The following is a 13,921-nucleotide window of genomic DNA, read 5'->3' as shown; positions in this document are numbered from 1 at the left end:
GAAGACCTCCAGCATCTCCTTCAGGCCCAGCGTGCGGGGCTGGCCGTCGACGAGCGCGACCGCGTTGATGCCGAAGGAGTCCTCCAGCGGGGTCTGCTTGTACAGCTGCTCGAGCAGCGCCTCGGGCACGAAGCCGTTCTTGACCTCGATCTCCAGCCGCAGGCCGTTCTCGCCGTCGGTGAGGTCGGTGAGCTTGGCGATGCCCTGCAGCTTCTTGCCCTGCACGAGCGTCTTGATCCGCTCGATCACCTTCTCCATGCCCACGCCGTAGGGCAGCTCGGTGATGACGATCGCCTTGCGTCGCCCGATCGTCTCGATCCGGGCGGTGGCGCGCATCCTGAACACGCCACGACCGGTCTCGTAGGCGTCGCGGATGCCGTCCAGGCCCACGATCTTGCCGCCGGTGGGCAGGTCGGGACCCGGCACGAACCGCATGAGGTCGTCCAGGCTCGCGCCGGGGTGGCTGATGAGGTGGCGGCACGCGGCCACGACCTCCACCAGGTTGTGCGGGGCGCAGTTGGTGGCCATGCCCACCGCGATGCCCGTGGTGCCGTTGACCACCAGGTTGGGGATCGCGGCCGGCAGCACCGAGGGCTCCAGCTCCCGGCTGTCGTAGTTGGGTCGGAAGTCGACGGTGTCCTCGTCGATGTCGGCGGTCATCGCGACGGCCGCCGGCCCCATCCGGCACTCGGTGTAGCGCATCGCGGCGGGGGAGTCGTCCAGGCTGCCGAAGTTGCCGTGCCCGTCGATCATCGGCAGCCGCATCGACCACGGCTGGGCCAGCCGCACCAGGGCGTCGTAGATCGCGCTGTCGCCGTGGGGGTGCAGGCGACCCATCACCTCACCGACCACGCGCGCGGACTTCACGTGACCGCGGTCGGGGCGCAGCCCCATGTCGTTCATCGTGTAGAGGATCCGGCGCTGCACCGGCTTGAGGCCGTCGCGGGCGTCGGGCAGCGCGCGGGAGTAGATGACGGAGTAGGAGTACTCCAGGAACGAGGCGCGCATCTCCTCGGCGATGTTGGTGTCGACGATGTGCTCGTCGAAGTCCTCGGGGAGGTCGGACGTGGTCTTGCGGCCTGCCATGGGCGCCATTGTCGCGGTCGGTGCCGCTCACCCCCGACCCGGCACGCCGGATGGGGTGTGCGTCACCCCTGCGGCACTAGGATCGGCCCCGTGACCGTCGACTCCCCACGCCCGCCGCGTCACTGGGAGGCCGACGTCCTGCTGCGCGACGGCCGCACGGCGCACATCCGGCCGATCGCGCCCGAGGACGCCGAGCTGCTGGTCGAGTTCTACAGCCGCGTCTCCGACCGCTCGAAGTACTACCGCTTCTTCAGCCCGATGCCGCAGCTCTCCGAGCGCGACGTGCGTCGCTTCACCCAGGTCGACCACGACAAGCGCGTGGCCCTGGTGCTGCTGCTGCAGGGCCGGATGATCGCGGTGGGCCGCTACGACGTCGTCGGCACCCGCGAGGCGGAGGTGGCCTTCTTGGTGGAGGACAGCCACCACGGCCGCGGCATCGGGCAGCTGCTGCTCGAGCACCTCGCCCAGGCCGCCCGCGAGCGCGGCATCGAGCGGTTCACCGCCGAGGTGCTGCCCGACAACTCCCGGATGATCCACACCTTCCGCGACGCCGGCTACAAGGTCGCCAGCGGCTACGAGGACGGCGTGCTCACCCTGGAGTTCTCCATCGACCCCACCGACACCTCGATCGGGGTCATGCGCGGACGCGAGCACCGCGCCGAGGCCGCCTCCATCGAGCGGTTCTTCAACCCCCGCTCGATCGCGATCATCGGTGCCTCGCGGCGCCAGGACACGATCGGCCAGGTGCTGGTGCGCAACCTGGTCACCGCCGACTTCACCGGCCGCGTCTACGCCGTCAACCCCAGCGCCAAGGCCGTCTCGGGCCTGCCGGCCTTCAAGTCGGTGAGCGACATCCCCGACGACGTCGACGTCGCCGTGGTCGCGGTGCCCGCCGAGTCGGTCACCGACGTCGTGCTCGACTGCGCCGCCAAGGGCGTGCACGGCATGATCGTGATCTCCTCCGGCTTCGCCGAGACCGGCGACGAGGGCCGGCAGCGGCAGCGCCACCTCGTCGGCCTGTCGCGCTCCTACGGGCTGCGCCTGATCGGCCCCAACTGCCTGGGCATCATCAACACCGACCCCGAGGTCTCGGTCAACGCCTCGCTGTCCCCGGTGATGCCCGCGCGCGGTCGCGCGGGCTTCTTCTGCCAGTCCGGGGCGCTGGGGTCGGCGATCCTGGAGAAGGTGCAGAACCGGGGCCTGGGCCTGACGACGTTCGTCAGCGCCGGCAACCGCGCCGACGTCTCCGGCAACGACCTGCTGCAGTACTGGGAGGAGGACGACGCCACCGAGGTGGTGCTGCTCTACCTCGAGAGCATCGGCAACCCGCGCAAGTTCTCCCGGATCGCGCGCCGGGTCTCCCAGCGCAAGCCGATCATCGCGGTGCGTTCGGGCCGTACCACCCAGGGCGTGCCGATGGGCCACGCCGTGCGGCGCATCGCCGCCCCGCCCGAGGCGCTGGACGCGATGTTCCGCCAGGCCGGGATCATCCAGGTCGACACGCTGGAGGAGATGTTCGACGTCGCCCAGCTGCTGGCCCACCAGCCGCTGCCGCGCGGGCGCCGGGTGGCGATCGTCGGCACCTCCGACGCCCTCGGCCTGCTCGCCGCCGACGCCGCCGCCGCCGTCGGGCTCTCGGTCACCCGCTCGGTCACCCTGCACACCGAGCCGAGCGCGGAGGACTTCGAGGACGCCCTCGACGACGCCATCGACGACCCCGAGGTCGATGCGGTGATGGCGGTCTACATCCCGCCGCTCAACGTCACCGGTGAGGACATCGCCAACGTGCTCGCCGCCGTGGGGGAGCAGTCCGACAAGCCGCTGGTCTCCTCCTTCCTCGGCGCGGAGGGCGTGCCCGAGCTGCTGCGCGTGCCCGACGTCGCCGGCTCGGCCGCCGGCCGCGGCTCGGTGCCGTCCTACCCGGCCGTGGAGGCCGCGGTGCGCGCGCTGGCGCGCGTCGTCGACTACGCCATGTGGCTGCGCGTGCCCGACGGCGCCCCGCTGGACGTCTCCGGGGCCGACAACCTCGCCGCGCACCGGGTCGTCAACCGGGCGCTGGCGCAGCGGCCCGAGGGCGGTCAGCTGACCCGCGACGAGGTCGCCGAGCTGCTCGCGGCCTACGGCGTCGAGCTCTGGGACGCCGTCCCGGTCACCTCCCTCAAGGAGGCCCAGCAGGTCGGCAAGCGGATGGGCTGGGACGTCGTGCTCAAGGCCACCGCCGAGGGGCTGCGCGAGCGCCCCGACCTGGCCCACGTGTGGCGCCACATCGACAGCGCGGCGGAGATGAAGAGCGCCTGGGAGTCGTTGTCGGGCCTGGCGCGCGACCCCGCCCAGGCCGGGTTCGTGGTGCAGAAGGTGTCACCGCCGGGCGTGCCGATCGCGATCCGGTCGATGGAGGACCCGCTGTTCGGCCCCGTCGTCTCCTTCGGCATCTCCGGCCCGGTCATCGACCTGCTCAGCGACCGCTCCTACCGGATCCCGCCGCTGCGCCAGACCGACGTCACCTCGATGGTGCGCGAGGTCAAGAGCTCCCCGATCCTGTTCGGCTACCGCGGCGCCGACCCCGTCGACGTCGGCGCGGTCGAGGACCTCATCGCCCGGGTGGCGCAGCTGCAGAACGAGCTGCCGCAGGTGAGCAGCCTGGACCTCTCGCTGGTGCTCGCCGGATCGGCGGGTGCCAACGTGCTCACCGCCGTCGCCGCGGTCGCCCCGGTCTCCGAGCCGCGCCCCGACCTGGTGCGGCGGCTCAACGACCACCCGGGCGACACGATCCCCCAGTGATCGGTAGGGCAGACTGATGCACCGTGGCCCGTGACCTGCCCCCGATGCCCCATCTCGACGACGTCGACCGCAGCCGCGACCTGCGGCGCGCGATCGACCGCACCGGGTACTACCCCGAGGTCGTCGCCGACGCCGTGGCCGGCGCCGTGGCGCGCGAGAGCGTCGTGGGCTTCTACGTCCACCACGAGCCGACCTTCGAGCACGACGAGGTGCGGCGCCACCAGAGCGTCGTGGTGCTCACCCCCACGCGGCTGATCCTGGCCCACACCGACGAGCACGCCGGCGACGACCTGCTGCCCGAGCCCTACACCTCCACCTCCACCGAGGCGGTGAGCCTGACGGCGGTGAAGTCGGTCGTGGTCACCCGGATGACCACCAACCCCACGAAGGGTCCGGCCGCGCCGGCCGAGGCCGTGCTCACCATCGGCTGGGGAGGCGCGAGCCGGGTGGACCTCGAGCCCGCCGGCTGCGCCGACCCCGAGTGCGAGGCCGACCACGGCTACACCGGGGTGCTCGCCTCCGACGACGTCTCGCTGCGGGTCTCCGCCGCCGCCGACGGGCGGGAGTCGGTCGAGGGGCTGCTGGCCTTCGCCGCCTCGCTCTCGGCCCGCACCCAGCACTGAGGGCCGCCGTGAGCGCGCCCGCCGCCCCCGACCTGGGGTTCGTCGAGCCGGCCTACGGCACCCGCTCGCTGGGCGACGTCGTGCCGGCGGTCGCGACCGCGCTGGGCCTGCGGATCCCCGGCGGCGGGACCGACGGCGCCACCACCCGGCTCGAGCTGCCCGACGCCGAGTCCTACGTCGTGTTCCTCGTCGACGGCCTCGGCGCGCGGCTGATCGAGCGCTACGCCCACGTGGCGCCCTACCTGGCCACGCTGCTGGGCCGCAGCACCCCCGGGACGGCGGGTGTGCCGTCCACGACCGCCACCAGCCTCACCTCGCTCGGCACCGGCCTGCCGCCGGGTGCTCACGGCCTGGTCGGGTTCTCCGCGCGGGTGCCCGGCACCGGCACCCTGCTCAACCACCTCTTCTGGGACGCCTCGGTCGACCCCGAGGAGTGGCAGCCCCACCCCACCGCCCTCGGCACGCTGGCCCGGGCCGGGGCGGAGGTCACCACGGTGAACAAGCGGGAGTTCCAGGGCTCCCCGCTCACCCAGGTCTCCACCCGCGGCGCGACGTTCGTGGGGGCCGACCGGGTGGGGGAGCGGATCGCCGCCGCCGTCGCGTCCTCCGCCCGCCGCCCGTCGCTCACCTACCTCTACGACAGCGACCTGGACTGGACCGGGCACCGCTACGGCGTGGCCTCCGCACCGTGGCTGCAGCAGCTCGCCATGGTCGACGCCGAGGCCGAGCACCTGCGCGAGGCGCTCCCGCCGTCGTGCCGGCTGCTGATCGTGGCCGACCACGGCATGGTCGACCTCGCCCCCGACCAGCGCATCGACGTCGACGACGACCCCGCCCTGCTCGACGGCGTGGCGATGGTCGGCGGCGAGGCCCGCTTCCGGCACCTCTACGCCCGCCCGGGCGCGGCCGACGACATCGCCGCCACCTGGCGCTCCCACCTCGGCGACCGCGCCGAGGTGCTCACGCGCGAGGAGGCCGTGGCGCGCGGCTGGTTCGGCCGGGTCGACCCCGTCGTCGCACCGCGGCTGGGTGACGTCGTCGTGGCCGGGCGCGAGGTCGGGGTGTTCTCCCGTCGGCTCTTCGAGTACGAGACCACGCTCGTCGGGCTCCACGGCTCGCTCAGCGCCGATGAGATGCTCATCCCGTTCCTGGTGGACTGATCGGTCCGGGCACCGAACCCTCCGGGCTCCTGGTCGCGTCGTAGTGGGTGAGACCGACACCCCATGGAGAGGAGTCCCGGATGGGGAGCTCCCGTGACTATCCCGACTTCGACAGCTTCGTCGTCGCCCGCCAGCAGGCGCTGCTGCGCGCGGCCTACCTGATGGTCGGCGACGCCGGCCTGGCCGAGGACCTCGTGCAGGAGGCGCTGGTCAAGACCTACGCCGCCTGGCCGCGGGTCCGCACCCGCGGCAACCCCGAGGCCTACGTGCGGCGGGCGATCACCACGACCGCGCTCAGCTGGTTCCGCCGCAAGCGGTGGTACGGCGAACGTCCCACCGGCGTCGTGCCCGAGCAGCAGCTGGGCGACCACGCCGGCCGCGTCACCGACGGCGCCTGGCTCGCGGCCCGGCTCGACGAGCTGCCGCCGCGCCAGCGCATCGCGGTGGTGCTGCGCTTCTACGAGGACCTCACCGAGGCCCAGACCGCGGAGGTGATGGGATGCGCGGTCGGCACGGTCAAGAGCCAGGTGTCGGCCGCCCTCACCAAGCTCCGCGTCTCCACCCTGCCCGATCTGTCCGACCACCTCGACCCGGCGGTGACCCGATGAACCAGACCCCCGACACCCTCCAGTCCCTCTCCACCGGCCTGCGCGCCACCGCCGAGGGCGGTGAGTTCCGCAGCATCGACCTCGACGCCGTGCACCGGCTCGGCGACCGGCGTCGCCGGCACCGCCGCGCCGGCGTGGCCGCCCTGGCCGTCGCCGCCGTCGCCGCGGTCTCGATCGGCGTCCCGGCGCTGTCGGGCTCCGACGCCCCGCGCGGCGTCGACCCGGCGGGTGCGCCGGGCGTCGCCCCCGACCGGCTCGCGGCGTGGGCGATGGATCGCGACCTCCACACGCCGGACGGCGTCGTGCGGATGGCGTCGCCCGTGCACGCCTTCGTCGCCACCGACACCGGGTACGTGGTGCTCGACGACGCGGGCACCGTGTCGCAGGTGCGCGGCGACGACGTCACGACCCTGGCCGACGCCGTGCCGACCGACAGCTCCGCACGGCTCGTCACCGACGGTCGCTACGTCGCCTGGAGCACCCACGACGAGGACCAGCTCTTCCTCACGATCAACGACCAGCTGCGCGACCGGACGGTCGTGCAGATCGCCGCCGACCTCGACCCCCGCTTCGACCCCGCCGAGGGTGGTGGCGTGCTGGGCCTGGACGCCGGGCGGCTGTACTACGCCGAGGCGCGGGGCGTGGTCACCGTCGACCTCACCGACCCCGAGCAGGCGGAGACCCTGCTCGTCGGCCCGCTGCCCGAGGACACCGACGTGCTCGACGTCCGGGCCGGGCAGACCCTGCTCGCCGAGCGCGACGGTCTCTCGCTCGGACCGCTCGGCGACCACAACCCGCCCGTCCCCGGAACGCAGTTCGCCTCCTACGGCACCCTGTCGCCGACCGCGGCGTATGTCGCGCCGGACGGGGAGACCCTGTCGGTCCGGCGCCCTGACGGCACCGACGTCACCCCGACGCTGCCCTCGGGCTACGAGAGCTTCGCCACCGCCTACGGCTGGGTCGACGCGGACACGGTGGCGGTGCTCGCCGCCGTGGGGAACAGCGACCGACCCACCAGTGGGTCGCTGCTCACCTGCGAGGTGCCGAGCGGTGACTGCACGGTCGTCGTGCCCGAGGTGGGTCCGTTCGAGGACGGGTTCCAGCTGCCGGTCGGGACCACCCTGGACTGAGTCCTACTGCAGCGTCATCCGGGGTTCCCCGTTGAGCAGGCCCGTGCCGGAGATCCGGCAGGCGCCGCCGCGGGGGACCCCGGCGTTGTAGGCCTGGCGCACGCAGCTGCGAGTGGCCAGCTGGGCCCAGTAGTTCGGGTGCAGCGACTCCTGGATGTAGTACGGGCTGGAGCTGCAGCAGGTGGAGACGGTGCGGATCTGGTTGACCCACTCGGTGCGGTCCACCGCCCCGGCACTGCGCCAGTCGGCCAGGCCCACCTCCTCGTAGAGCCCGACGGTGTTCTCGCACAGCCGTCGGCCGTTGAACGCGCTGGACAGGTCGAGCACCTTGCCGTTGGTCAGGCCCGACTGGGTGAGCGCGGCGCGCACGGTGGAGTTGATCGTCGGCAGCGCGGTGTCGTTGGCCCAGTTGGCGTCGGCGTCCCAGAACCCGCAGCCGCCGGTGCTCTGCCGGGTGAACCCGCTCTGGGAGTACCGGAAGCCCGTGCTGCGGGGGATGGGCGAGGGGTAGGTCTGCAGCAGCAGGGTCCAGGAGGAGTCGCCGTAGCCCGCGTTGCGCATGGCGGTGCGCACGTTCTGCAGTCCGGTGGCGATCCGGTTGCGGACGGCGGTCACGTTGGCGCTGGTGAAGTTCGCGGTCACCGAGGAGTCGTCGTTGCAGTAGTCCTTCCACCACGACGGCGACCCCAGGAAGTCCGCCACGCAGGTGGCCACGACCGAGGCGAAGTTGAAGTCGTTGCCGCCGATCGACACGACCACCATCGACACGCGGTTGGTCGTCGCGAAGCGCTGGAGCGCCTTGGCCTGGCCGATGTTGCCGGCGCCGTCGTCGTAGAAGTCCAGGCCGGGCTTGAAGGTGCTGCCGGTCGTGGTGGCGGCGGTGGCCCCCGAACAGGCCAGGTTGAGGCTCTTCACGCCGCCGCCGATGTGGATCTCCGCCGAGCGGCTGCGGTGGCAGCGGTCGATCTGCTCGCCGGTGCCCGCGGCGTTGTCGAAGTACGCGGTGGGGCCGAGTGCGTCGGCGCGGGCGCTGGAGTCGTTGCTGGCGCCCGCCCAGCGGCCGGCCTCGCCGCTGATGTAGCTGTCGCCGAGGCTCACCACCCACGGGGTGCCGACCCCGGGGCCGTCGGCGCGGGCCGGCGGGGCCGCGACGGTGGTGACGCTCAGGCCGGCGACGGTGGCGGCGAGGGTGGTCAGGACGGCGAGCAGGGTGCGCACGGCTGCGACGCTAGTGCCCGCCTCAGCCGAAGGGAAGGGGCTCGGAGGTGAGGCTGACGGCCCGGGCGCGGGCGGCGGTGAGGCCGCGGCGGTGGTGCTGGCGGCACAACACCTCGTAGGCCACCTCGCTGGGGGGACCCTGCAGGTCGTCGACGTCGCCGACGACCACCTGCTCGCCCTCGGTGACCATGACGCCGTCCTCGGTGCGGGCGTTGTGGGTGGCCCGCTTGCCGCACCAGCACAGCGCCTCCACCTGCAGGGTGTGCATCCGGTCGGCGAGCTCGACCAGCCGGGCGCTGCCGGCGAACAGCTGGGTGCGGAAGTCGGTGAGGATGCCGAAGGCGAAGACGTCGATCTGCAGCTCGTCGACGATCTTGGCCAGCTGGTCCACCTGGGCACGGCTGTAGAACTGGGCCTCGTCGCAGATGAGGAAGTCGATCCGGCCGCCTCGGGTGAGGGTGTCGACGGTGTAGCGCCAGAAGTCGAAGTCGGGGGTCACCTCGATGGCCTCGTGGGTCAGTCCCAGTCGGCTGGACAGCGTCGCCACCCCGGCCCGGTCGTGGGTGGTGAACATCCGCCCCTGCCGGCCCCGGGCGGCGTGGTTGTGGTTGGTCTGCAGCGCCAGGGTGCTCTTGCCCGAGTCCATGGTGCCGGTGAAGAACTGCAGCTCGGCCAGCGCCTCAGCCCTCCGCGACCGTGCGGGAGCGGGCCACCAGGGTGGTGATGGCGTGGGCCACGGCGCCGTCGACGTCGATCACGGTGGCCGCCTGCACGTAGGGCTTGTCCAGCTCGCGCTGCACGAAGCGCGACACCACCCGGCGCAGCTCGGAGTCGACGTTGGCCGCGTACTGGGTGAGGGTCGCGCGGCGGCTGCGGGCGCGCAGGTCGACGGTGATCTCCTCCGGGGTCGGTGGCACGACGTCGAGCAGGATCGAGAGGTCGGCCCGGGCGCGGGCGCTGAGGCGCAGCGGCACCGCGAGGTCGGCCTCGAAGCGGTGCTTGTCCACGCCCAGGCCGATCGTGAACTCCAGGTGCACCGGCAGGGTCACGGCGAACTCGGCGCGCGTCGCGGAGGTGCGGGTGCCGACCGGGTCGCCGATCGTGCCCCGCGCCCGTACCGAGGCCAGCCCGGCGGGCCCGACCTTGAGCGGACCGACCTCGAGCGGCCGGTCGGCGAGGACCCCGAGCCCGGCGAGGACGCGCTCGGTGGTGACCGCGGTGGTGAAGAACGCCTCGCCCCAGGCCGCGTAGTCGATCTCGGGGGTCACCCGGTGCCTCAGTCCTCGGGGTCGTCGAGGCGGGCCAGCCAGGTGGCGAGCCGCTCGACGGCCGTCTCGAACTCCGGGTGCACGTCGACGAAGGCCTGCAGCTGGTCGGCGAGCCACGCCAGGGTGACCTCGTCGTCACCCCGGCGTCGCTGCAGCTCCTCGATGCCGCGGTCGGTGAAGTACATCAGGCGAACGCGCGGTCGAGCAGGTCCTTCTGCTCCGCCGTGTGACGCTTGACGGTGCCGACCGACGGCGAGGACGACTCGCCCCGGGTGACCGGCACGACGGTGGCGTCGACGCCGGGCCACACGTTGAGCGCGTAGTGCGACCACGGGCCCATGTTGAGCGGCTCGTCCTGCACCCAGCGGACCTCCTTGAGGTGCGGGTACCGGGCGATCTCGGCCTTGATCTCGTCGGCCGGGCGCGGGTAGAGCTGCTCGACGCGACCGATCGCGAACCGCGAGCCGTTCTCGCGCTTCGCGCGGTCGACCATGAGGTCCCAGGTGACGCGGCCCGAGCAGAGCAGCAGGGTGTCGACCTGGCTCTGGTCGGCGTCGGCGTCGCCGATGAACGGCTTGAAGGTGCCCTGGGTGAAGTCGGCCGGCTGCGAGGCGGCCTCCTTGCGCTTGAGCATCGACTTGGGCGTGAACACGATCAGCGGCTTGTGGTCCGGGCTCAGCGCGTGGCGGCGCAGCAGGTGGAAGTAGGAGGCCGGCGTGGAGGGCTGGGCCACCACGAAGGCCTCGTCGGCCGCCATCTGCAGGAACCGCTCGATCCGGGCGGAGGAGTGGTCGGGGCCCTGACCCTCGTAGCCGTGCGGCAGCAGCAGCACGACGCCGGAGTCCTGGCGCCACTTGGTCTTGCCGGAGGTGATGAACTCGTCGATCACGGTCTGGGCGCCGTTGACGAAGTCGCCGAACTGCGCCTCCCACAGCACCAGCGCGTCGGGCCGGGCCACCGAGTAGCCGTACTCGAAGCCGAGCGCGGCGTACTCGGAGAGCAGCGAGTCGTAGACGTGGAACTTCGCCTGGTCCTCGGTGAGGTTGGACAGCGGGGTCCACTCGTCGGCGTTGACGCGGTCGATGATCGTGGCGAAGCGCTGCACGAAGGTGCCCCGGCGCGAGTCCTGGCCGGCCAGCCGCACCGGACGCCCGTCCATGAGCAGCGAGCCGAAGGCCAGGATCTCGCCGGTGCCCCAGTCGATCGGGCCCTCGGTGATCGCGGTGGCGCGGCGCTGCAGCTGCGGCATCACCTTGGGGTGCACGGTGAAGCCCTCGGGCGGGCTGACGTAGGCGTCGGCGATCCGCTTGAGGACGTCGAGGGAGATCGCCGTGGCGCCGTCGCCGGCCGGCTTGTCGGGGTAGTCGGGGACCGTGGTCCACTCCGAGGGCTGGCTCGAGGCCTCCTTGACCTCCGTGAACACCCGCTCGAGCTGCTGCTGGTAGTCGGCCAGCACCTGCTCGGCCTCCTCGATCGTGATGTCGCCACGACCGATGAGGGACTCGGTGTAGAGCTTGCGCACCGAGCGCTTCTGCTCGATGAGGTCGTACATCAGCGGCTGGGTGTAGCTGGGGTCGTCGCCCTCGTTGTGGCCACGACGGCGGTAGCAGACCAGGTCGATGACGACGTCCTTGCCGAACGCCTGGCGGTACTCGAAGGCCAGCCGCGCGACGCGGATGCAGGCCTCGGGGTCGTCGCCGTTGACGTGGAAGATCGGCGCCTGCACCATCCGCGCGACGTCGGTGCAGTACAGCGAGGAGCGCGAGGAACCGGGCGAGGTGGTGAACCCGACCTGGTTGTTGACGACGACGTGGATCGTGCCGCCGGTGCGGTAGCCGCGCAGCTGGGAGAGGTTGAGGGTCTCCGCGACCACGCCCTGACCGGCGAACGCGGCGTCGCCGTGCACCAGCAGCGGCAGCACCGGGAAGACCTCGCCACGGTCGAGCACGTCCTGCTTGGCGCGGGCGATGCCCTCCAGCACGGGGTCGACGGCCTCGAGGTGGCTGGGGTTGGCGGCCACCGACACCTTGATGGTGTCGCCGGAGCCGGCCTCGAACTCGCCCTCGGCGCCGAGGTGGTACTTCACGTCGCCCGAGCCCTGCACGGTGCGGGGGTCGATGTTGCCCTCGAACTCGCGGAAGATCTGGGAGTACTTCTTGCCCACGATGTTGGCCAGCACGTTGAGACGGCCGCGGTGGGCCATGCCGATGGCGACCTCGTCCAGGCCGGACTCCGCGGCGGCCTCGCAGATCTCGTCGATCACCGGGATGGTGGTCTCGCCGCCCTCGAGGCTGAAGCGCTTCTGCCCGACGAACTTGGTCTGCAGGAAGGTCTCGAACGCCTCGGCCTGGTTGAGCTTGAGCAGGATCCGCAGCTGCTCCTCGCGGGGCGGCTTGGTGTGGGGGCGCTCCACGCGCTCCTGGATCCAGCGGCGCTGCTCGGGATCCATGATGTGCATGTACTCGATGCCGGTGGTGCGGCAGTAGGAGTCGCGCAGGATGCCGAGGATGTGGCGCAGCTTCATGAAGCGCCGGCCCTCGCCACCGAAGGAGCCGGTGGGGAACTCGCGGTCGAGGTCCCACAGCGTGAGGCCGTGCGACTCGATCTGGAGGTCGGGGTGGCTGCGCTGGCGGTACTCCAGCGGGTCGGTGTCGGCCATCATGTGGCCGCGCACGCGGTAGGCGTGGATCAGCTCGAGGATGCGCGCCTGCTTGTCGATCTCGTCGTCGTGCGAGGTCGCGATGTCCTTGTTCCAGCGGATCGGCTCGTACGGGATGCGCAGGGAGCGGAAGATCTCGTCGTAGAAACCGTCGCCGCCGAGCAGCAGCTCGTGGATGCGCTTGAGGAACTCACCCGACTGCGCGCCCTGGATGACGCGGTGGTCGTAGGTGGAGGTCAGCGTCATGACCTTGCTGACGCCGCTGCGGGCGATGGCCTCGTCCGAGGCGCCCTGCCACTCGGCGGGGTACTCCATCGAGCCGACGCCGATGATCGCGCCCTGGCCCTTCATCAGCCGCGGCACCGAGTGCACGGTGCCGATGCCGCCGGGGTTGGTGAGGCTGATCGAGGTGCCCTGGAAGTCCTCGACGGTGAGCTTGCCGTCGCGCGCCTTGCGCACGACGTCCTCGTAGGCGGTCCAGAAGGCCGCGAAGTCCATCGTCTCGGCGGCCTTGATCGAGGGCACCAGCAGCTGGCGCGAGCCGTCGGGCTTGGGCACGTCGATCGCGAGGCCGAGGTTCACGTGGGCGGGCTCGATGAGGTTGGGCTTGCCGTCCACGACGTCGAAGCCGACGTTCATCGAGGGCATCGCCTTGAGCGCCTGCACCAAGGCGTAGCCGATGAGGTGGGTGAAGGACACCTTGCCGCCGCGCGCCCGGGCGAGGTGGCTGTTGATGACGATCCGGGTGTCCCACAGCAGCTTGACCGGCACGGTGCGCACCGAGGTGGCCGTGGGCACGGTCAGGGAGATGTCCATGTTCTGCGCCGTGCGCGCCGGGGCGCCGCGCAGGACCGTGTAGGTGGGCTCCTCGCGCACCGGGATCGGGCCCGTCGGGGTCGACTCCTTCGGCGTGGGGGAGGAGGTGGCCTTGGCGGGCTCGGCGGCCTTGGTCACCGGGCGGGGCTCGGCCTTGGGGGCCGGCGCGGGGGCCGGGGCGGCGGCCTGCGGAGCCGGGGCGGCGGCGGGGGCCGGGGCCGGGGCTGCGGGCGCCGCGCCGTTGCCGTTGCGGAAGTACGCGGCCCAGGCGGCGTCGACGCTGGCCGGGTCGGCGTCGAAGCGCTCGCGCATCTCCTCGACGAGCCAGGCGTTGGCGCCGAAGTCGGTGCCCGAGGTGGGAGTGGAGCTGGTGGACGGGCCTGACGACTGCGGCACGACTGGGTTCGCCTCTTCCGGAAACGACGATCGGTGGTCCGGGGATCCAGGCCCCGGGGCGTCACGACGACACCGTGTCCAAGGCTAGACCCACCGGCCTCCAAATGCGCGGTCCGAGGTCGAGTTTCGGGCACCCTGTAGCCAGCGCCACAACCTGCCCGCGCTGGAAGGACCCC

At 72.1% G+C, this 13,921-nt stretch carries 11 protein-coding genes; 5 read left to right on the top strand and 6 right to left on the bottom strand.

Annotation, left to right across the window (positions count from 1 at the left end; all coding sequences use genetic code 11):
* Positions 1 to 1,086: DNA gyrase subunit A (locus tag ACERUJ_RS07485; protein WP_370247869.1), on the bottom strand; the 1,086-nt coding region annotated here is incomplete at its 3' end.
* 90 nt (positions 1,087 to 1,176) lie between these two features.
* On the opposite strand from ACERUJ_RS07485, the gene ACERUJ_RS07480 reads away from it, so the two are divergent.
* From ACERUJ_RS07480 to ACERUJ_RS07460, 5 genes are all read left to right on the top strand, one after another.
* Positions 1,177 to 3,867, top strand: coding sequence for a GNAT family N-acetyltransferase (locus ACERUJ_RS07480; RefSeq protein ID WP_370247868.1), 2,691 nt, complete (start codon positions 1,177 to 1,179; stop codon positions 3,865 to 3,867).
* A 23-nt stretch (positions 3,868 to 3,890) separates the two neighbouring features.
* Positions 3,891 to 4,490, top strand: coding sequence for a DUF5998 family protein (locus ACERUJ_RS07475; protein WP_370247867.1), 600 nt, complete (start codon positions 3,891 to 3,893; stop codon positions 4,488 to 4,490).
* An 8-nt stretch (positions 4,491 to 4,498) separates the two neighbouring features.
* Entirely contained in the window at positions 4,499 to 5,650 is a 1,152-nt protein-coding gene (locus ACERUJ_RS07470; protein WP_370247866.1) for an alkaline phosphatase family protein, read from the top strand.
* A gap of 80 nt (positions 5,651 to 5,730) precedes the next feature.
* The gene (locus tag ACERUJ_RS07465; protein WP_370247865.1) at positions 5,731 to 6,258 is read left to right on the top strand and encodes a SigE family RNA polymerase sigma factor; all 528 of its coding nucleotides are present in this window, start codon (positions 5,731 to 5,733) and stop codon (positions 6,256 to 6,258) included.
* Positions 6,255 to 7,388 (top strand): hypothetical protein, encoded by a 1,134-nt coding sequence (locus ACERUJ_RS07460; RefSeq protein ID WP_370247864.1) that lies wholly within the window; start codon positions 6,255 to 6,257, stop codon positions 7,386 to 7,388. Before ACERUJ_RS07465 ends, ACERUJ_RS07460 begins: the two co-directional genes overlap by 4 nt.
* A gap of 3 nt (positions 7,389 to 7,391) precedes the next feature.
* Here ACERUJ_RS07460 and ACERUJ_RS07455 read toward each other — a convergent pair whose 3' ends face one another.
* The 5 genes from ACERUJ_RS07455 to ACERUJ_RS07435 are packed head-to-tail and all read right to left on the bottom strand — an operon-like array spanning position 7,392 to position 13,745.
* The gene (locus tag ACERUJ_RS07455; protein ID WP_370247863.1) at positions 7,392 to 8,606 is read right to left on the bottom strand and encodes a hypothetical protein; all 1,215 of its coding nucleotides are present in this window, start codon (positions 8,604 to 8,606) and stop codon (positions 7,392 to 7,394) included.
* A 22-nt stretch (positions 8,607 to 8,628) separates the two neighbouring features.
* Positions 8,629 to 9,282, bottom strand: coding sequence for a thymidine kinase (locus ACERUJ_RS07450; protein ID WP_370247870.1), 654 nt, complete (start codon positions 9,280 to 9,282; stop codon positions 8,629 to 8,631).
* A 4-nt stretch (positions 9,283 to 9,286) separates the two neighbouring features.
* The gene (locus tag ACERUJ_RS07445) at positions 9,287 to 9,874 is read right to left on the bottom strand and encodes a hypothetical protein (protein ID WP_370247862.1); all 588 of its coding nucleotides are present in this window, start codon (positions 9,872 to 9,874) and stop codon (positions 9,287 to 9,289) included.
* A gap of 8 nt (positions 9,875 to 9,882) precedes the next feature.
* The gene (locus ACERUJ_RS07440) at positions 9,883 to 10,059 is read right to left on the bottom strand and encodes a DUF6104 family protein (RefSeq protein WP_370247861.1); all 177 of its coding nucleotides are present in this window, start codon (positions 10,057 to 10,059) and stop codon (positions 9,883 to 9,885) included.
* Complete coding sequence (locus ACERUJ_RS07435; RefSeq protein ID WP_370247860.1) at positions 10,059 to 13,745, bottom strand: multifunctional oxoglutarate decarboxylase/oxoglutarate dehydrogenase thiamine pyrophosphate-binding subunit/dihydrolipoyllysine-residue succinyltransferase subunit; 3,687 nt, start codon at positions 13,743 to 13,745, stop codon at positions 10,059 to 10,061. The genes ACERUJ_RS07440 and ACERUJ_RS07435 overlap by 1 nt, the downstream gene beginning before the upstream one ends.
* Between the last annotated feature and the right edge of the window lie 176 nt (positions 13,746 to 13,921).

Origin of the sequence: Nocardioides sp., from assembly GCF_964228225.1 — a bacterium.
GTDB lineage: Bacteria > Actinomycetota > Actinomycetes > Propionibacteriales > Nocardioidaceae > Nocardioides.
The sequence above is the reverse complement of the archived record's forward strand: the minus strand, read 5'-3'. Positions and strand labels throughout refer to the sequence as shown.

Excerpts from the sequence above, each read along its gene's own strand:
- ACERUJ_RS07465 (WP_370247865.1), top strand. The coding sequence starts at position 5,731 with ATGGGGAGCTCCCGTGACTATCCCGACTTCGACAGCTTCGTCGTCGCC.
- ACERUJ_RS07440 (WP_370247861.1), bottom strand. The coding sequence starts at position 10,059 with ATGTACTTCACCGACCGCGGCATCGAGGAGCTGCAGCGACGCCGGGGT.
- ACERUJ_RS07460 (WP_370247864.1), top strand. The coding sequence starts at position 6,255 with ATGAACCAGACCCCCGACACCCTCCAGTCCCTCTCCACCGGCCTGCGC.